This window comes from Sphingobium sp. PAMC28499 (assembly GCF_004795815.1).
GTDB classification, from domain to species: Bacteria; Pseudomonadota; Alphaproteobacteria; order Sphingomonadales; family Sphingomonadaceae; genus Sphingobium; species Sphingobium yanoikuyae.
In genome coordinates this window covers 4,013,021-4,031,925 of the sequence record NZ_CP039248.1, presented here as the reverse complement: position 1 = coordinate 4,031,925, position 18,905 = coordinate 4,013,021, and the positions used below count along the sequence as shown (strand labels likewise).

The following is an 18,905-nucleotide window of genomic DNA, read 5'->3' as shown; positions in this document are numbered from 1 at the left end:
GCGATGCAGATCGATCATGATGCGATGGTGCTGGTGGCGGACGGGCGCAAATTGCTCTTCTTCCGCAACAAGGGCGACCGCGCCTTTCCCCAGCTGGAGGCGGAAGAGGTGAAGGTGCAGGATAATCCGGCCGACCGGGACCAGGCATCGGACGCCCCCGGCCGCGCCTTCAATTCGGTTGGCAGCCATCGCAGCAGTATGGAACAGACCGATTTCCATGAACTGGAAGAGGCACGCTTCGCGGCGGAGGCGGCAGACCTGCTCAAGCGCCGCGCCTTTGCCCAGGATTATGAGAAGCTGATCATCGTCGCCCCGCCCACGGCATTGGGCGAGATGCGCAAACATTATCACAAGGAAGTGCAGGACCGGCTGGTCGGCGAGATCGCCAAGGATCTGGCCAATCATCCCGTGGCCGAAATCGAGAAGATCATCGCCCGCAGTTGAGTGGAAAACCCAATCGGCAAAAGAAAAGGGCGGCCCCAGGGCCGCCCTTTTTTCTATCAGATGTCGCCGGTGCGGATGATCGGGATAGGCTTGGCCGGGCCATGGCCCTCGATCGACAGCTCCGTATTGCGATCGGCCAGGCGCTTGCGCATCAGCAGCGCGGCGGCACCGGCACCGAACAGCAGCACCATCGGCGGCGCCGGCACATCGGTCGGCGGCGGCGGACCGGGCGGCGTTCCCGAAGAGGTGCCCGACGATGTCGAGGTCGACGACGAACTGCTGGTCGAGCTGCTCGTCGACGTGCTGCCAAAGCTCGACGATCCGGTCGAGGTCGAACTGGACGTGGAAGTCGATGTCGCGCCCGACGAGGAGGAGGTCGACGTCGATGTGGACGTAGAGGTCGATGTCGACGTGGAGGTCGACGTCGAGGTCGTCGTGGTCGTTCCACCCGGCGGAGTCGGCGAATCCGAACCGCTCGACGTGGTCGTCGTGCTGGTGGTGGAGGTTGGCGGCGTGGGCGAGTTGGACCCGCTCGAACCGGTCGATCCCGTCGAACCGGTGGTAGAGATCACCACCGTGCCGCCACCGCTGCTGCCGCCACCAAAGAAGCCGCCGATGAAACCGCTGCTGCCGCCAAAGCCGCTGCTGCCGCCGATCGGCGCTGCGGTCGGAGTCGGTCCACCCGCCATCAGGGGCAGGGCGGCCTGCACCGGCGGCGGGGGCAGCGGGATGGGCGGCGACGGCGTGGTCACGGTCACGCGGATCGGGTCGGGCTTCTTGGCCGGCGGGCGCTTGGCCGTGGCCAGGACGCGCTGGCGCGGCTTGGCCTTCACACTCTTGGTGCTGTAGACCGTTGCCGGACGCGCATTTTCCGCCACATGGACGGCGCCCCCGCCAATGATGGCGCCGCCACAAGTGCAGGCGCACAATTTTGCCAAAGCCATCCGAACCGACATAGGATCTTCTCTAGTCCTGTTTACCCATTCGCGCCATCGGACCCTTCCGTAGCGTGAACCCTGCCATTCCCTACTGCATACCAACGCAAAATAAAGCGTTAACTGCAAGGGCATTAATCATCTTTGCGTCGTAAAAGGTCCGAAAAACCGGGCGTTTGAGTCAATCGCGATGGTTAACGTGTCATTGTGGAACGTTAAGGATGGGCTGCATGAACATCCGGATGGCGAGATCGGGGAAAACCCTGATGGAGTCGCGCTGTCCGTTCCGGGTGCGTCAGCTGGCCTAGGGGATGCGCCGGAGTGCGCATTGTCCGCTTGTATCGCCTCGTCGCGGTGGCTATGAGGCCCGCTCAAACAAAAGTCATGGGCGCCCGGAACTTACAGCGCCGGGGCCTCTCGAGTCGGAGAGCCAGATGGCATCGGTACTGAATTCCGATAAAGACGGTGTGAAGCCGCCAAAATCGACCGTAACACTCCCGGACGATTATCGTCCGTCGGCTGACGAAGAATTCATGAACCCCCTGCAGCAGGAATATTTCCGGCAGCGTCTCTGGGACTGGAAGAAACAGATCCTGTCCGAAGCTGAAGGCACGCTCGCTGTGCTGCAGAATGAACCGCTGCGCGAACCCGACCTCAACGACCGCGCCTCGAGCGAGACCGACTGGTCGATCGAGCTGCGCACCCGCGACCGCCAGCGCAAGCTGATCTCCAAGATCGACGCGGCGCTCCGCCGTATCGATGAAGGCGAATATGGCTATTGCGAAGTCACCGGCGAGCCGATCTCGCTGGGCCGGCTGGAAGCCCGTCCGATCGCGACCATGACGGTCGAGGCGCAGGAGCGGCACGAGCGTCAGGAAAAAGTCTCCCGCGACGATTAACCCTTTCTCCACGTCGCATGACTATCCTGTTGGCCAAGTGTCATTTTGCGGGAATAGTCATGGACAAGGAAACGGGAAATTCTGATCGGGGACCGGCTCGTTCCGCGCCGCGCGACAGCCTGTTCCTGCTCACCAGTCTCAGCACGATCGATGGAGTCGATCTGGGCAAGGCGCGCGTGCGCAATCTGTCGGCCACCGGCCTGATGGCGGATTGCGAACGCGCCATTCCCGCCGGCACGCGGCTTCGTCTCGAACTGCGCGGCGTTGGTCTGGTCGAGGGTTCGGTCGCCTGGTCGCGCGATGACAAGATCGGTTTTGCCTTCGACGCGCCGATCGATCCGCAACTGGCGCGCAAGCCGGTCGCCAACGGCGTGTCGCGGCAGGCATTGCCGGACTATCTGCGTTCTGCGACGATTACCCGCCGCTGATCCTGATGATGATGGTTGGCTGACATAGGCTCCACCGGTTCGCCGCGTGGAGCATTTTTCGTTCGGGACGGCGCATGCTGCTGCCATGCTGGACGCCTGTCATCGCCAGGTCATCTTCCCCGGCTAGGCGTCATCCGTCGCACAATGTCGAAAATCTGGCCGGGCTTCCGGCTGGATCGATGCTCTGTGTCCCGCTGGCAGGAAAATGGCCGGTCCGGTGATCCGGCCCCGGCCTTTTCCGTGCGGAACGGGCTTAATGTCGGCCCTGCATCTCTTCCTTGACCCGCAATTTCTGCTTCTTCAGCGAGGCGACGAGAATGTCGTCGGGCATCGGCCGACTCGACTCGGCCTTGATCCGGGCTTCGAGCCCGGCATGCTTTGCGGAAAGAGCTGAAACGTGGGAATTTTCCATGACATTCTCCTTACGAGGGTGATGGATGACGAAGTAGATCATGATTCGGCGGACCTGTCTCGCGATGATTCGCGCTTTGCGATGGGCCGTCGGTAAAATTGCGATGGCCCGCGCGCCTGTGCCCGGCTATCAGGAGAGGCTATGTTGGGTTCGGAAGGCGGGGGCTTGGTGAGCCGCGAAGACATTATGCGCCGGTTGGAGCTGCTGCGGGTCGAGCATCGCGATCTCGACGCCGCGATCGCGGCGCTGGTCGACGGCGGGGTGGGCGACCAGATGCAGGTCGCGCGCCTCAAGAAACGCAAGCTGCGGCTGCGGGACGAGATCGTCGCGCTCGAAGATGCGCTGGTCCCGGACATCATCGCCTGATGCGTCCGCCGCGTCGCAAAATTGCGGGACTGCGGCGTAAAGCGATCCCAAATGGGACAGGCGGGCTTCCGGCGCCATCCATGGCCCTGACAATCGCATCGCGATATGTCAGCTAGGCCTATGCGCAACGCAGCCGCCCTTGATCCCGGCCTTCATCGCCGCCTCGTCGATGGCCTCTATATGGAGGCGATGGTGATGGCGGATGAGGCGCGCTCCTATTTCGACGCGGACGAGGCTGGACAGTTTGCCGCCGACGATCCGCTGCGCCGCGTGTCCTTCGCCTGTGAATCGCTCAAGGTGACGACCCGGCTGATGCACATCATCGCCTGGCTGCTTAGCCAGCGCGCCTGGCAGCGCGGCGAAATTGGCGATGCGGATGTGGCCGATGAGAAATATCGGCTCGGCCGCGCCACCGCCACCGATCCAGGCATTGCCGGTGACTTCCCCTTCGCCGCCCGCTCGCTGATCGAGGCGAGCCAGGAGCTTTATGGCCGGGTCGCGCGGCTGGAGGAGCGGATGCTGTCGCCGGACGCGCCGCTGGCCGACAGTCCGGCCCGCGCACTCATGGATCGGCTCAACACCGCCTTCTGACCATTGCGCCATCGCCATCTCTTGGCTGGCATAATCGCCCCGACTTGGTCTAGACCGGTTGCATGACCCATGGCTTGCGGACAGGGCGCCGCTTTCCCGTTGATCCGCGCGCCGCAGGGCTATGTCTCTTGTCCCTGGCGCTTTGCACTGCCGGCACTGCGTTCGCGCAGGCGGCCCAGCCTGCGCCTGATCCCGCTGCCGATCCCGCCAGCCCGCCGGTCGATCCCTCCGCATCGCTCGATGCCATGCCCGACATCGGCATCGACTGGCCCGACATGGGCCAGCCCGATACGGTCGCCCCGTTGCCGAAGGATCCGGTTGCAGCCAGCGAATCCGATACCCCCGATCAGCCGGCGCAGCAGGCCGCCGACGCCGCCGATACAGGCCCGGCCGAGGAGGTCGTCACCTTCACCGACGCCGGGGAGGAGCGCAAATATGGCGTCACCCTGCGCGGTATCGACGCGATCGGCGACAATCAGATCGCGACCCGTTTCGACAGTCTCTCGGTGCTGCACCAGTCGGAGGGGAAGGCGGCCAACCTTGCCCAGATCAACCGCCGGGTGAAGGAAGACAGCGACCTGCTCGACCGGTTGCTGCGCGCCGACGGCTATTATGCCGCGCGCGTGCGCGGCAGCGTCGCGCCGCCGCCCGCCGGCAGCGACAAGCTGTCCGTCATCTTCGACGTCACGCCGGGGCCGCTTTATGTCCTCGACACGGTCGAGATTGCCGGCCTCGCCGAAACCGGCCCACGGGAGGAGACGCTGCGCGGCGCCTTCACGATGAAGTCGGGCGATCCGATCAACGCCGACCGCATCCTTGCGGGCCAGACCGCGCTGGCGACGGCGCTGGGCGAAAATGGCTATCCCTTCGCCAGGGTGGACGAACCCGAAGTGCGGATCGACCATGAAGCGCGCAATGGCGATCTCGACATCATCGTCACGCCCGGCGGTTATCGCAGCTTCGGCCAGATATTGCTCGACAATGATGATGTGTTCAGCGCCCGCCATCTCCAGCGCATGGCCCGGTTCGAACCCGGCGAAACCTACCGCGCCACCGATGTGGAGGATCTGCGCCGCGCTATCGTCACCACCGGCCTCGTCTCGTCCGTCACGCTGACGCCGAAGGACGCGGGCGATGGCGAGCATGTCGACCTGGATGTCGATCTGCGCCCGGCGCCGATGCGCACCATTGCGGGCGAACTGGGCTATGGTACGGGCGAAGGTTATCGCGCGGAGGTCAGTTGGCAGCATCGCAATCTTTTCCCGCCTGAAGGATCGCTCACCCTGCGCGGCGTTCTCGGCACTCAGGAACAGACGGCGCAGGCCACCTATCGCCGCAACAATTTCCGCGAGCGCGACCATGTGCTGACCGGCCTTGTTTCCTACAGCAATATCCGCCGCGACGCCTATGACGCGCGCACCATCACCTTGTCGGGCGGGCTGGAGCGGCAGACCAACATCCTGTTCCAGAAGCATTGGGTCTGGCGCGTCGGTGCCGAACTCATCGCCTCGGACGAAGCGGACGCCTTTTCCGGCGGCAGCCGCCGCACCTTCTTCATCGGCGCGGTGCCGCTCAGCCTCACCTATGATGGCAGCGACGACCTGCTCAACCCCAGCAAGGGTTTCCGCCTCGGCGGCCGCCTCAGCCCCGAACTCTCCTTCCAGGGCAGCACCTTCGGCTATGCCAAGGCGCAGGTCGACGCCAGCGCCTATCAGCCGATCAATGATCGTGTCGTGCTCGCCGGGCGCACCCGGCTCGGCACCATCCTCGGCTCCACCGTCGATCGCATCGCGCCGTCGCGGCGCTTCTATGCCGGCGGCGGCGCGTCGGTGCGCGGCTATGGCTATCAGGCGATCGGCCCACGCTACGGCCCGGATGATGATCCGGTCGGCGGCAAGAGCCTGATCGAATTTTCGGCCGAGGCGCGCATCCGCTTCGGCAATTTCGGTGTCGTGCCCTTCCTCGACGCGGGCAATATCTCCACCACCTTCCTGCCGCGCTTCCGCGACCTGCGCGTCGGCACGGGGCTTGGCGTGCGCTATTATAGCAGCTTCGGCCCGATCCGTGTCGACGTCGGCACGCCGATCAATCCGCAGCCGGGCGATGCCAAGGTTGCCGTCTATGTCTCGCTGGGGCAGGCCTTCTGATGACCACGCCGCCGCCCGACAGCCAGCCGCCCATGCCGCCGCCGCCCGCCGCGCCGCTGCGCCGCCGCGCCTGGGACGGGCGCTGGCAGCGCTGGCTGGCGGGCGCACTGGCGCTCGCGCTGCTGGTCGTGGTGGCGACGCTGGCCTGGCTCGACAGCGCGCCCGGACACCGCTTCCTCGTCTCGCGCATCGCCGCCGTCAGCCCGCCCTCGGGCCTGCGCATCCATGTCGACCGGATCGAAGGCAGCATCTATCGCAAGGCGGTGCTGCGCGGTCTCGTCCTGTCCGATCCCAAGGGCCGCTTCTTCGACGCGCCGCGGGTGGAGCTGGACTGGTGGCCCTTCGCCTGGCTCTCCAACCGGCTCGACATCGACCGGCTGGTGATTCCACAGGCGACCCTGCACAAACTGCCCAAACTCAATCCCAGCGAGCGGCAGGGGCCAATCCTGCCGGGCTTCGACATCCGCCTGATGCAATTCTCGGTCGATCGGCTTACCGTCGCGCCCGCCGTCACCGGCAAGGTCGAACTGGCCACCCTGTCGGGCGATGCCGACATTCGTGGCGGCCGCGCGATCATCGACCTGTCGGCCCGCGTCATCGGCGCGGAGGATGCCCTGAACCTCACGCTCGACAGCCGGCCCGACGATGACCGGTTCAACCTGGCGGTCACCGTCAATGCGCCCAGGGGCGGCGTGCTGGCGGCGATGGCCGGCCTCAATCAGGACGGGAATCTGCGCATCAGCGGCAAGGGGCGCTGGACCAGATGGGATGGCCGCCTCGCCGCCACCCTGGCCGGCAACCCCGTCGCCGACCTGAAACTCGGCGCGCGCAGCGGCGCCTACACCATCCAGGGCACGATCGAGGGCAGCGCCATTCCCGGCAAGGGCCTGCTGCCGCGCCTCGCCTCACCGCGCCTGACCATCGGCGCGCAGGGCACGCTCGCCGACCGGGTGGTCGATGGCAGGCTCACGCTGCGCTCGGCCGCGATCGACCTGATCGCCGACGGCGCCATCGACCTGCGCAACAACGCCTTCGACAATCTGCGCCTCGACATGAACCTCGCCCGGCCCGAAGCGCTGCTCAAGGATATGCGCGGCCGCGAGGTAGTGGCGAAGGTCCGGCTCGACGGTCCGTTCGCCGGCTTCGGCTATGAATATCTGCTCACCGCGCGCCAGCTGGCCTTCGGCAAGACCCAGATCAACGATGTCCGCATCGACGGCAAGGGCCGCCAGGCGAAAAGCGGGCCGGTGCTGCTGCCGGTCCGGTTGCGCGCCCGCAGCCTCGACGGGCAGGGCGATCTGGTTGCCGGCATCGTCCGCAATTTCGCGCTCGACGGCGTGCTGCAGCTCAAGGGGCAGCAGATCGTCAGCAACCCCATGCCTTTCCGGTCGGACCGCCTGAACGGCAAGCTGCTGGTCATCGCCGACCTCAAGAGCGGCCGCTATGATGTCGGTATCGACGGGCGGATCAGCGGCCTCTTCATCCGCGGTCTCGGCATCGTCGATCTGGACTCGAAACTGCGTGCGGCCCCCGGCGCCAATGGCGCCTTCGGCCTGTCGGGCAATGCCGTGGCCAAGGTCCGCCGGCTCGACAATGCCTTCCTCAAGGGGCTGGGCGGCGGCCTGCCCACGGTCCGCAGCGCGCTCGCCCTGCTGCCGGGCGGCGAGATTGGCTTCTCCAACATGAAGCTCGACGCGCCGCTCATCAGCCTCAATGCCATGGGCGTGCGCCACCGCGACGGCACCGTTCATCTCGAAGGCAATGGCAGCCACAAGCAATATGGCCCGGTCAACGTCGTGCTCGATGGCAAGATCGACCGGCCGATCGTCCATGTCCAGCTCGCGCGGCCGATGGATGCGCTCGGCCTGCGCGACGTGCGCGGCGAATTTCTGCCCGGCGCCGACGGCAATTACAGCTTCACCGCCAATGGCGGATCGACGCTCGGCCCGTTCACCGGGGAAGGCCGCATCTTGCTGCCGCCGGGCGGCCAGGCGGTGGTCCGCGTCGCGCGCATCGCGGTATCGGGCGTCACCGCCAGCGGCGACATCCGCCCCGTCACTGGCGGGCTCGACGGCCAGTTGCTGGTCGCCGGCCCGGTCAGCGGCACGATCGGTTTCCAGCCGGTCGGCGGCATCCAGCAGTTGAAGCTCGATCTCGACGCCAATGACGCCAGCTTCGACGGCCCCTCGACCATCGCCGTGCGGCGCGGCTCGCTCGACGCCACCATCCTGCTCGATCCCGACGGCACCTCGATCAACGCCACCGCCCAGGCACGCGGGCTGCGCGTCGGCGGCATGCTGCTCGGCCGGCTCGACGCCACCGCCGCGCTGGTCGACGGGCGGGGCAAGGTCTCGGGCAATCTCTCGGGCCAGCGCGGCCGCCTGTTCGACCTCAAGGGCGAAGCGCAGGTCGATCTCGACCGCGTCCGCCTGTCGGCCAGCGGCACGATCGACAAGCGGCCGATCCGCCTGACCCGCGCGGCGCTCTTCACCCGTGTGGAGGATGGCTGGCGCCTGTCGCCCGCGACCATCAGCTATGCCGGCGGCACGCTGCAGCTCGCGGGCGAACTGGGCGGCGAAACCACCCGGATCGAGGCGCGCGCGCAGAAGATGCCGCTCGCCCTGCTCGACATCGCCTATGACAATCTGGGGCTGGGTGGCATGGCCACCGGCACCTTGAGCTACAGCCGTCCGCGCGGCGGCCTGCCGACCGGCAAGGCGGAACTGCGCATCCGTGGCCTGTCGCGCTCGGGCCTGTCCTTGAGTTCCCGCCCGGTCGATGTCGGCGTCAACGCCGTGCTGACCCTCGACCGGCTCGCCACTCGCATGGTCTTCGTCGCCGACGGCCAGACCATCGGCCGCGGTCAGGCGCTGCTCACCCCGCTCATCTCGACCGGCAGTCTGGTCGAACGGCTCAACGGTGCGCCGCTGATCGCGCAACTGCGCTTCAACGGCACCGCCGACACGCTATGGCGCCTCACCGGCGTCGAGATCGTCGACATTGCCGGCCCTGTCAGCGTCACCGCCGACGCCCATGGCACGCTTGCCGATCCGGTCATCACCGGCTCGCTCGCGACCGACAATGCCGCGCTCAACAGCCCGGTCACTGGCATGCGCCTGCGCAACGTCAAGGCGCGCGCCCGTTTCGCCGGGGCGCAACTGGTCTTCTCCAGCTTCACCGCCAATGCCCAGAATGGCGGCAGCGTGACCGGCACCGGCAATTTCACCTTCAACGGCATTGGCGGCGTCGGCATGGACCTCGCCTTCCAGGCGGACAATGCCGCGCTGCTGGAGCGTGACGACATCGCCGCCACCGTCACCGGCCCGCTCACCATCCGTTCCGATGGCAAGGGCGGCGAGATTGGCGGCGACGTCACCCTCAACAGGAGCCGCTTCACCATGGGCCGCGCCGCCGCCGTCGCCCAGATCCCCGAACTCAAGGTGATCGAGATCAACCGGCGCGGCGAGGAGATTGAACGTCCCCGCGCGGCCGAGCCCTGGACCATGGCGGTCAAGGCGCGGGCGCGCAATCGCCTGACCGTGACCGGCCTGGGGCTCGACAGCGAATGGCGCGCCGATCTCAATATCGGCGGCACCGTCACCAATCCGGCGATCGCCGGCCGGGCCGAACTGGTGCGTGGCAATTATGAATTTGCCGGCCGCCGCTTCGAACTGCGCGAAGGGCGCATCCAGTTCGACGGCAAGACCCCGGTCAACCCGACCCTCGACATCGATGCGGAGGCGGACGTCAGCGATCTCACCGCCACCATCCATGTCGGCGGCACCGGCCTCAAGCCCGACATCAGCTTCAACTCCGTGCCCTCGCTGCCACAGGACGAACTGCTCTCGCGCATCCTGTTCGGCACCTCGATCACCAACCTGTCCGCGCCCGAAGCGCTCCAGCTTGCCTCGGCGGTCGGCTCGCTTCAGGGCGAGGGCGGGCTTGATCCGATCAATGCGGTGCGCAAGGCGGCGGGCCTGGATCGTCTGCGCATCATCGCGGCCGATCCGACCCAGGGGCAGGGCACCTCGCTTGCCGCCGGCAAATATCTGACCCGCAAGACCTATGTCGAACTGATCAGCGACGGGCAGGGCTATAGCGCCACCCGGATGGAATATCAGGTGACACGCTGGCTGTCCCTGCTAGGCGCCATTTCCACCCTCGGCCGCCAGAGCGCCAACCTGCGTATTTCCAAGGATTATTGACGTGACCAAATCGCGCATCGACAGCGCCGCCGCGATCAGCGTGATGGACCTGTTCACCATCGGCATCGGCCCGTCCAGCTCGCACACGGTCGGGCCGATGCGCGCCGCGCTGATGTTCATGGATACGCTGCCGACCTGTCCGGTGCGGGTGCAGTGCGAACTTTACGGGTCGCTGGCGTTGACCGGCCGGGGCCATGCCACCGACAGCGCGATCCTGCTCGGCCTGTCGGGTCACAGCCCCGAAAATGTCGATCCCGATGCCATCCCCGCCATTCTTCAGGCGATCCGTGACGATGGCCGCATTCGCGCCGGCAGCGCCCATCTCGACTGGGTGCCGTTCGAGGAAGCGCGCGACCTTGTCTTCCGCATGGGCGAATTTCTGGAGGCGCACAGCAACGGCATGCGCTTCACCGCCTGGCTGCCCGGTCGCGACGATCCGCTGGTGCGCGATTATTATTCGATCGGCGGCGGCGCGGTGCTGCCTGGCGCTATTCCCGCCGACCCGGATATTCCGCTCGGCCATAATGTGGTCCAGCCCTTTCCCTTCTCGTCTGGCGCCGAACTGCTGGCGCAGGGGGAGGCGACCGGCCTCAGCATCGCCACGCTCGTTCTCCGCAACGAGGGCGCCTGGCGTGCCCAGGGAGAGACCGAGGCCTTCCTCGACAGCGTGATCGACGCCATGTCCGCGTCGATCGATCGCGGTCTGAAAGAAGAAGGTCTGCTGCCCGGCGGGCTCAAGGTGCGCCGTCGGGCCAAGGCAATCCACAACAAGCTGCGGCTGCAGGGCGCAAGCGTCGGCCCCGCCCAGATCTTCGAATGGGTCAGCCTGTTCGCGCTCGCCGTGAACGAGGAAAATGCCGCCGGCGGCCGGGTCGTCACCGCACCCACCAACGGCGCGGCCGGTGTGATCCCGGCGGTGCTTCATTATTATCGCCGCTTCGTCCCCGGCGCCGATCGGGAAGGGGAACGCCGCTTCCTCCTCACCACCGCCGCCATGGGCTTCCTCTACAAGAAGCGCGCCTCTATCTCGGCCGCCGAAATGGGCTGTCAGGGCGAAGTCGGCGTTGCCTGCTCTATGGCGGCGGCGGGCCTCGCCGCCGTGCTGGGCGGCACCAACAGCCAGGTCGAAAATGCCGCCGAGATCGGCATGGAGCATAATCTGGGCCTCACCTGCGATCCGATCGGCGGCCTCGTCCAGATCCCCTGCATCGAACGCAACACCATGGGCGCGGTGAAGGCGATCAACGCCGCCTATCTCGCGCTCCAGGGCGATGGCCGTCATATCGTCAGCCTCGACGCGGTGATCGAGACGATGCGCCAGACCGGCGAGGACATGGCCAGCCGCTACAAGGAGACATCGCTTGGCGGCCTGGCCGTCAATGTCGTGGAATGCTGAAGGAAGGGCGCCTCATTTCGTCGCTCCCGGCCCACGGGAACGCGCCGAACTGAGCGGCTTTCGTGGCATTAATGCCACATTATCAGCTGTTTATCTGAGGTTCATGAAACAAATATGACCGCTCCGGCTTGAGCGTCTCACCCCCAAGGGGAAGAGAAAGACAACGGAGTGATGTTTATGCGTAAGTTGATGGTCGCCACTTTGCTGGCCGGTGGTGCAGTCGCCGCGCCGGCGCTCGCACAGGATGCCACCCCGACCTTCACCGGCCCGCGCGTCGAAGCGATCCTGGGCTATGACCATACCGGGGCCGGCAGCTCGATCGACAATGACAATGGCAGCGACGATCAGAAGATCGACGGCCTGCTCTATGGTGTCGGCGCGGGCTATGACGTGAATGTCGGCGGCGCCGTCGTCGGCGTCGAGGGCGAGTTCACCGACTCCACCGCCAAGAGCAGCCGCAACGACTTCACCGACCAGTTCGGTTATGGCCGCGTCAAGCAGGGCCGCGATCTCTATATCGGTGCCCGCGCCGGTATCCTCGCCGATCCCTCGACCCTCATCTATGTGAAGGGCGGCTACACCAACACCAAGCTCGGCGTGCTGGCCGGCGACACCAACCAGGTCACCGACACCTCGTTCAAGCTGGACGGCTGGCGCGTCGGCGGCGGCGTGGAGCGCGCGCTCAACGCCAACACCTTCGCCAAGATCGAATATCGCTACTCCAAATATGACAGCGCCCATATCGACTTCATGGATGGCTCGACCAGCAGCGAATTCGACGTCGACACCGACCGCCATCAGGTCGTCGCCTCGGTCGGCTGGCGCTTCTAAGACGTCAGAACATCCTCCCCATCCGTTCGCTTCGAGCGAAGTCGAGAAGTGCGATGCAGAAGCGTTTCTCGACAAGCTCGAAACGAACGGGGCAGGGGGCATTAGAGACAAAAAAAAAGGGGCCGGTCACCGATCGGCCCCTTTTTTGCAGCATCCGCCCATAGCCTCTATCAGCCGCCCTGCGGGGATGTTACTTACATGGTTGTGAGTAACGCGATTCCCCACCTGTACCCGGTTGGCATCCAGCCCGACGACATCGACTTCATGGGTCATGTCAACAATGCCAGCTACCTCAAGTGGGTGCAGGATGCCGTGCTCGACCATTGGCGCGCGCTCGCCCCGGCCGAGGCGGTGGCCCAGCATCTCTGGGTCGCGCTCAAGCATGAGATCACCTATCGCAAGCCCACCTTCCTGGATGATGAGGTGATCGCCACCGTCCTCCTCGAAAAGGTGCAGGGTGCCCGTGCCTTCTACGAAACGGTGATCCGCCGTGGCGAGGAAGTGCTGGCCGAGGTCAAGTCGAGCTGGTGCTGCGTCGATGCCTCCACCCTGCGTCCGGCCCGCATCGCCCGCGAAGTGATGCAGCATTTCTTCGCGCCCGACGACAGCGGCACCACCGCCGACTGATCCCACCTCATGAACGGCAGGATTGCAGCGCGGGAACGCGCTTGACCCATGCCCGGATGTTTGCATTAGTCCGACAAATAAAGGGCCGGTGACGGGGCGGCGAAGAGCGCCGTCCGCTGCGGCCCTGTCGGCGAAGCGCGTCTGTCGATCATCATGCGCTCGCCCGATGGATGAGGGAGAGGGTGTTGATGCGGTGGCCGTCGGGAATGAGATATCTGGGGTTTGGCCTGCTGCTGGGCAGCGCCACCATGGCGATCGCGGCCCCCGCCACGCCGCCGCGCCAGCTCGACATCGTCAAGCGCATCGCCAAGGCCAAGCCGGAAGCGAAGGACGAGGCCAGCGCCCGGACGTCCTATCTCCTCGTCTATTTCAAGGACGAGACCCACTCGCTGCATTTCGCGACCTCGGCAGACGGCTACAGCTTCACCGACGTCAATGACGGTGCGCCGGTCCTCAATGGCCGCGACGTCGCCGAACAGAAGGGCATCCGCGATCCCTACATCATGCGCGGCCCGGACAATGCCTTCTACCTCGCCATGACCGACCTGCATATTTTCGCCAAGCGCGAAGGGCTGCGGGATACCGACTGGCAGCGGCCGACCGACAGCTATGGCTGGGGCAATAACCGCTCGATGCTCTTCATGAAATCCTATGATCTCACCCACTGGACGCTCGCGTCCGTGACCATCGATCAGCTGTTCAAGTCGACCGCCAATGCCGGCACCGCCTGGGCGCCGGAAATGATCTACGATCCCGACAAGCGCAAGATCATGGTCTATTTCAGCACCCGCAACGGCAAGGAGACCGACCATATGGTCTATGCCTATGCGGACGACGCCTTCACCACGCTGACCAGCGAACCGCGCGACCTGTTCACCTATCCCAAGTCCGGCATCGGCACGATCGACGGCGACATCACCAGGGTCGGCGATCGCTACCGCCTCTTCTATGTCGCGCATGACAAGCCCGGCCATCTGCGTCAGGCGACCTCATCGCGCATGGATGGCGGCTATGTCTTCGATCCGGCCAAGATCGACCCGGAAACGGTCGGTACCGAAGCGCCCAACCTGTGGCGCCGCCACGGCACCGACACCTATGTGCTGATGTATGATGTGTTCGGCGCCAAGCCGGTCAACAATATGGGCTTTTCGGAGACGGAGGATTTCGTCCATTTCCGCGACATCGGCCATTTCAACGCGCCGGGATCGCCGATGAAGGCCACCAACTTCACCCAGCCCAAACACGGCGCCGTCATCCCGATCACCCCGGCGGAAGCGGAACGGCTGAAGACGTTCTTCCGGAAATAAGGGGCAGGGGAGGATCGCACCGGATCGGCGCAACGCCGCCGGTGCGATCCACCATCCCTACAGCGTCGCTTCGATCGCGCGCGCCGCCTGGTCAGGATCTTCGGCCTGGCTGATCGGGCGACCGATCACCAGCATCGACGCGCCCCGGTCCAGCGCCTCGCGCGGGGTCACGGCGCGCTTCTGGTCGCCCATGGCGCCGCCCGCCGGGCGCACACCGGGCACGACGAAATAGCCGTCGGGCCAGATCTTCTTGACCAGCGCGACCTCCTCGCCGGAACAGACGATGCCGTCCAGGCCCGCGTCCCGCGCCAGTTCGGCGAGCCGCGTCACCTGCTCCTCGGCCGCGCCGCTGACGCCGATGTCATTGAGGTCGCCATTGTCGAGGCTGGTGAGTACCGTCACCGCCACCACCTTGGTCTTGGTGCCGGCCGCCGCCTTGGCATCCTCCAGCATCGCCCGGCCGCCGGCGGCATGGACCGTCAGCACCGCCGGCTCCAGCCCGTGCAGCGCCTGCACCGCCTTGGCCACCGTATTGGGAATGTCGTGCAGCTTGAGGTCGAGGAAGATCGGCAGGCCGAACTTCATCATCTCATGCACGCCATGATGGCCATTGGCGCAGAAGAACTCCAGCCCCAGCTTCAGCCCGCCGACATGGTTGCGGACCTGCCCGGCCAGATGCTGGGCCTTGGCAAGGTCGGGCGTGTCGATGGCGACATAGATCGGGCTGCTCATGCTTGTCCTGTAGGGGTAAGGGGCGACGGCGTGGCGTCGGGCAAGATCGGGGTTGTCACCGTCGCAGGCGTTACGGGTGTAGCCGGCGCGGCGGAAGCGGTTGCGGCGACCAGCGCACGCTCGGTGCTCTCCAGCCGGCGCTTCATGCGCCAGCGCGTCGCGCGGGCCATGATCCAGAAGGGCATGGCGCCCAGCAGGAATGCGCCGATCAGAAGCACCGGCAATTTGGTTTCCATCACCATGTCGCCCCACAGGCGCACGGTCACCGGGACATAGTTCGCCATGCAGAAGAAGGCGAGGGCGACGGCGATGACGACCCAGAAGGCAGTCCGCAGAAATTGCATCGGCGATCCTCTCGCTGCTGATAGGGCGGTCAGCCTAGGCGATTTTGGCGAAAGGCGAAAGCGCCTGTTCAGATTTCGCGGACGGCGACCATCATCGACAGCGTTTGCGTGGCGCCCGGCGCCAGCATCGCCATGCCTTCAGGTCCGTTGATCGCGTCCGGCATGTGGCTGACCGGCTCCAGGCAGAAGAAGTCGCCGGCGGGCGGGCGGAAGACATGCAGCCAGTCCGAACCCTCAGCCGTCGAGGTCAGGCGGATGCCGTCGCCCCGGTCGACCACCGCCACATGGTCCCAGCCGCCATGGACATTGTCGATCAGGCTGTCGCCGGTCACGCGCGCGCCCTGCGACCAGTCGCCCAGCGCATCGGCCGACACTTCCCGTTCGGGCAGCATGTCGGGGGAGGAGAGCCAGAGCGTGTCGGCGTGGAAGCGCAGCATCGTGTCGCCATCCAGCGCGAAATAGGGATGGAAGCCAAGGCCGCAGGGCATCGGGCTATCGCCCAGATTTTGCACCAGCAGCGTGACCTCCAGCGCATCCTCGCTCAGCCGCACATGCTGCTGCGCGCGCCAGGCCCAGGGCCAGCCGGCTTCGCCTTCATGATCCTGTTCCAGCCTGACGTCATGGCCCGACTGCTCCAGCACATGCCAGGGCCGCTGCCAGCCAAAGCCATGGATGCTGTGGGGATGATCGCCGAAATTGAGCGGCAACTGATAGCTTTGCCCGTCCACCCTGTAGCGCCCATGGGCGATGCGGTTGGCATAGGGCACCAGCGGGAAGCTGGCCATGTCCAGCGGATCATGGCTGTCCTGCGGCGCGCGGCGCAGCAGGGCCGCGCCGTCGCGATCGAAGGACAGGATCGATCCGCCAATGTCAGGGGCGAGCGCGCAACTGAGCGCGCCCGCCTTCAGGGTGACGATCTTGCTCAGCCGACCATGTCCTCAAGCTCGCGGCCCTTGGTCTCATGGACCATAGCGCGCACGAAGAAGAAGGAAATGGCGGCAAACAGGGCATAGCCGGTATAGGTCACGACCAGGCCCGGCGACACGGCGAGCGACGGGAAGCTGACCGAGATCGCGGCATTGGCGATCCACTGGGCAAAGCCGGCGACGGCCAGGCCCGAACCACGGATCTGGTTGGGGAACATCTCGCCCAGCATCACCCACATGATCGGGCCCCAGCTCAGGTTGAAGAAGATCACGTAGAGGTTCGCCGCGATCAGCGCCATCAGGCCATTATGGCCCGGCAGCACCACGCCGCCATCCGCGCCGGTGACGGCGGTGGAGAAGGCATAGGCGACGATCGCCAGCGTCACCGCCATGCCGGCAGACCCGATCAGCAGCAGCGGCTTGCGGCCGATCTTGTCGACCAGCATGATCGTGCCCAGGCACGCGCCGATCGACAGCACGCCCGACAGGATGTTGATCTGCAGCGCATTATCCTCGGAAAAGCCAACGGCTTCCCACAGGGTGGCGCCATAATAGAAGACGACGTTGATGCCGACCAGCTGCTGGAACACGGCGAGGCCAATGCCGGCCCACACGATCGGGCGCACCTTGCCGCTGGCCTTGTCGATCAGGTCGCTCAGCTTGGGGCGGTGATGATCTGCGGCCAGGCTGGCGCGGATCTCGCCGACCTTGCGATTGGCTTCCTCGGCACCGAACAGCTTGGTCAGGACCGCGCGGGCGCGTTCGTCCTGGCCGCGCGCGACCAGATAGCGGGGGCTTTCCGGGATAACCAGCAGCGCCAGGAAATAGATGGCGGCCGGGATCGCCTGCAGCCAGAACATCCAGCGCCAGGCCGGGAAGTCGAGCCACAGCGGCGCGGTCGAACCGCCGGCATAACGGGCCAGCACGAAATTGGCGACGAAGGCGCCAGTGAGGCCGGAAATGATCATCACCTGCTGCACGCTCGACAGCCGGCCGCGGATCGAGGCGGGGGTGACTTCGGAGATATAGACCGGCGAGATCACGCTCGCCGCGCCCACGCCCAGGCCGCCGATGATGCGGGCGATGATGAAGATGGCGGAGGAACCGGCGGCACCGGCCAGCAGCGCGCTCACCAGGAACAGGATCGCCGCCAGCATCATCACGCCGCGACGGCCGATGATGTCGGCCATGCGGCCCGCGCCGAACGCGCCGATCGACGACCCGACCAGGATCGCGCCGACATTGACGCCGATGCCCAGCTTGCCCAGGTCGAAGGCGGCTTCCAGCCCCTTCTGGGTGCCGTTGATGACGCCCGAATCATAACCGAACATGAAACCGCCGATCGTGGCGACGGCCACGATCGCTGCGATGAAGGCCATATTGACCTTCCCGGCGCTCCCCTCACTCATCTGCTTGTCCTTCCAGCTCTCTATTTCTTCTATATCGTGGCGACATGGCCCGGCAGCCCCGCGACGCCGGCGTCGAAGGCGAACAGATCGCCCGCCAGGGGCTGTTCTGTCAACGCTGTCACATCCAGTCCCTTGCGCGCCGTCGTGGCATAGGCCGTCATCAGGTCCGGGCCGCCAAAGGCGATCTTGGTGATGTTGGCGACGGGGAAGCGGATTTCGCGCATCAGCCGCCCGGCCGGGTCATAGCGGCGCACCGCCCATCCGCCGAACAGGCCGGTCCACAGGCAGCCTTCGGCATCGACCGTGGGGCCGTCGGGATAGCCCGCGCCATCCTCGATCCGCGTGAACAGGGTGGCGGCGCCCGCGACGCCTTCGGCATCGACCGGGCATTGCCAGATGGCGCGGCCCAACGTGTCGGTGTGATAGAGGATACGCCCGTCGGGCGAGAGGGCAGGGCCGTTGGTGATCGACACGGCGGCAAGCCCGCTTTCGACCAGGTCGCCGCGATGCAGCCGGTAGAAACGGCCGCTTTCCTCTGCCTCGGCATCGTCCATCGACCCGAACCACAGGGCACCGCCGGGCGCCACCGTGGCGTCGTTCAGCCGGTTGCCCGGTCGATGCGCCTCAGGCGCGTGGAGCAGGGTGAAGGCGCCGCTCCTGGGATCGAAGCGATGCACGCCCGATTGCAGGCCGACCGCGAACAGCCCGTCGTCGGTCGGCACGATCCAGCCGACCTGGCCCGGCGTGGTCCAGCTCTTGGACACGTCCAGCGCCGGGTCGAAGCGGTGGATCGCATGGCCCTTGATGTCGACGAACCACAAGGCCGCCTCGCGCGCGACCCAGATCGGCCCTTCGCCCAGTATCGCCCCGACCGACAGGACGCTGCGCGGTGCGGCGTCGCGCATC

The 18,905-nt window shown here is 66.0% G+C and carries 19 protein-coding genes; 12 read left to right on the top strand and 7 right to left on the bottom strand.

Annotation, left to right across the window (positions count from 1 at the left end):
* Window positions 1-3 precede the first annotated feature (3 nt).
* Window positions 4-444 (top strand): host attachment family protein, encoded by a 441-nt coding sequence (locus tag E5554_RS19110; RefSeq protein WP_168708741.1) that lies wholly within the window; start codon window positions 4-6, stop codon window positions 442-444.
* A gap of 56 nt (window positions 445-500) precedes the next feature.
* Here the strand turns inward: E5554_RS19110 and E5554_RS23515 are convergent, their stop codons facing one another.
* Window positions 501-635 carry a hypothetical protein gene (locus E5554_RS23515; RefSeq protein WP_257211453.1) on the bottom strand — a complete coding sequence of 45 codons (135 nt, stop codon included), beginning with the start codon at window positions 633-635 and terminating at the stop codon, window positions 501-503.
* 55 nt (window positions 636-690) lie between these two features.
* Here E5554_RS23515 and E5554_RS23215 point away from each other — a divergent pair, with 55 nt between their 5' ends.
* The 3 genes from E5554_RS23215 (at window position 691) to E5554_RS19095 (ending at window position 2,706) form a co-directional block, all read left to right on the top strand.
* Window positions 691-1,293 (top strand): hypothetical protein, encoded by a 603-nt coding sequence (locus E5554_RS23215; protein ID WP_247594305.1) that lies wholly within the window; start codon window positions 691-693, stop codon window positions 1,291-1,293.
* A gap of 520 nt (window positions 1,294-1,813) precedes the next feature.
* Window positions 1,814-2,278, top strand: a complete 465-nt coding sequence (gene dksA, locus E5554_RS19100; RefSeq protein ID WP_004211401.1) for an RNA polymerase-binding protein DksA — start codon at window positions 1,814-1,816, stop codon at window positions 2,276-2,278.
* A 59-nt stretch (window positions 2,279-2,337) separates the two neighbouring features.
* Window positions 2,338-2,706: a PilZ domain-containing protein gene (locus E5554_RS19095; RefSeq protein WP_048939094.1), complete on the top strand. Its 369-nt coding sequence runs from the start codon at window positions 2,338-2,340 to the stop codon at window positions 2,704-2,706.
* Between the two features lie 253 nt (window positions 2,707-2,959).
* On the opposite strand, the gene E5554_RS19090 is transcribed toward E5554_RS19095, so the two are convergent.
* Complete coding sequence (locus E5554_RS19090) at window positions 2,960-3,118, bottom strand: YdcH family protein (RefSeq protein ID WP_010337949.1); 159 nt, start codon at window positions 3,116-3,118, stop codon at window positions 2,960-2,962.
* Between the two features lie 186 nt (window positions 3,119-3,304).
* Here E5554_RS19090 and E5554_RS19085 point away from each other — a divergent pair, with 186 nt between their 5' ends.
* From E5554_RS19085 to E5554_RS19050, 8 genes are all read left to right on the top strand, one after another.
* Entirely contained in the window at window positions 3,305-3,484 is a 180-nt protein-coding gene (locus E5554_RS19085; RefSeq protein WP_037492086.1) for a DUF465 domain-containing protein, read from the top strand.
* 120 nt (window positions 3,485-3,604) lie between these two features.
* Window positions 3,605-4,075: a DUF1465 family protein gene (locus E5554_RS19080; protein WP_010337951.1), complete on the top strand. Its 471-nt coding sequence runs from the start codon at window positions 3,605-3,607 to the stop codon at window positions 4,073-4,075.
* A gap of 128 nt (window positions 4,076-4,203) precedes the next feature.
* Window positions 4,204-6,222 (top strand): autotransporter assembly complex family protein, encoded by a 2,019-nt coding sequence (locus tag E5554_RS19075; RefSeq protein ID WP_136187754.1) that lies wholly within the window; start codon window positions 4,204-4,206, stop codon window positions 6,220-6,222.
* Window positions 6,222-10,427 (top strand): translocation/assembly module TamB, encoded by a 4,206-nt coding sequence (locus E5554_RS19070; RefSeq protein WP_210729774.1) that lies wholly within the window; start codon window positions 6,222-6,224, stop codon window positions 10,425-10,427. Before E5554_RS19075 ends, E5554_RS19070 begins: the two co-directional genes overlap by 1 nt.
* Window position 10,428: 1 nt before the next feature.
* The gene (locus E5554_RS19065; RefSeq protein ID WP_097382575.1) at window positions 10,429-11,823 is read left to right on the top strand and encodes an L-serine ammonia-lyase; all 1,395 of its coding nucleotides are present in this window, start codon (window positions 10,429-10,431) and stop codon (window positions 11,821-11,823) included.
* A gap of 177 nt (window positions 11,824-12,000) precedes the next feature.
* Complete coding sequence (locus E5554_RS19060) at window positions 12,001-12,654, top strand: porin family protein (protein ID WP_004211411.1); 654 nt, start codon at window positions 12,001-12,003, stop codon at window positions 12,652-12,654.
* A gap of 198 nt (window positions 12,655-12,852) precedes the next feature.
* Entirely contained in the window at window positions 12,853-13,281 is a 429-nt protein-coding gene (locus E5554_RS19055) for a thioesterase family protein (RefSeq protein WP_004211412.1), read from the top strand.
* A gap of 206 nt (window positions 13,282-13,487) precedes the next feature.
* Complete coding sequence (locus tag E5554_RS19050; protein ID WP_247594304.1) at window positions 13,488-14,588, top strand: glycoside hydrolase family 43 protein; 1,101 nt, start codon at window positions 13,488-13,490, stop codon at window positions 14,586-14,588.
* A gap of 57 nt (window positions 14,589-14,645) precedes the next feature.
* Here the strand turns inward: E5554_RS19050 and pyrF are convergent, their stop codons facing one another.
* The 5 genes from pyrF to E5554_RS19025 form a co-directional block, all read right to left on the bottom strand.
* Complete coding sequence (gene pyrF / locus E5554_RS19045; RefSeq protein ID WP_017501564.1) at window positions 14,646-15,320, bottom strand: orotidine-5'-phosphate decarboxylase; 675 nt, start codon at window positions 15,318-15,320, stop codon at window positions 14,646-14,648.
* On the bottom strand, window positions 15,317-15,664 hold the full coding sequence (locus E5554_RS19040; RefSeq protein WP_004211415.1) for a LapA family protein: 348 nt from the start codon (window positions 15,662-15,664) through the stop codon (window positions 15,317-15,319). Before E5554_RS19040 ends, pyrF begins: the two co-directional genes overlap by 4 nt.
* 68 nt (window positions 15,665-15,732) lie before the next feature.
* Entirely contained in the window at window positions 15,733-16,533 is an 801-nt protein-coding gene (locus tag E5554_RS19035; RefSeq protein WP_247594451.1) for an aldose 1-epimerase, read from the bottom strand.
* 53 nt (window positions 16,534-16,586) lie between these two features.
* Window positions 16,587-17,999 (bottom strand): sugar porter family MFS transporter, encoded by a 1,413-nt coding sequence (locus E5554_RS19030; RefSeq protein WP_004211417.1) that lies wholly within the window; start codon window positions 17,997-17,999, stop codon window positions 16,587-16,589.
* A 29-nt stretch (window positions 18,000-18,028) separates the two neighbouring features.
* Window positions 18,029-18,904 carry an SMP-30/gluconolactonase/LRE family protein gene (locus E5554_RS19025; RefSeq protein ID WP_136187751.1) on the bottom strand — a complete coding sequence of 292 codons (876 nt, stop codon included), beginning with the start codon at window positions 18,902-18,904 and terminating at the stop codon, window positions 18,029-18,031.
* Between the last annotated feature and the right edge of the window lies 1 nt (window position 18,905).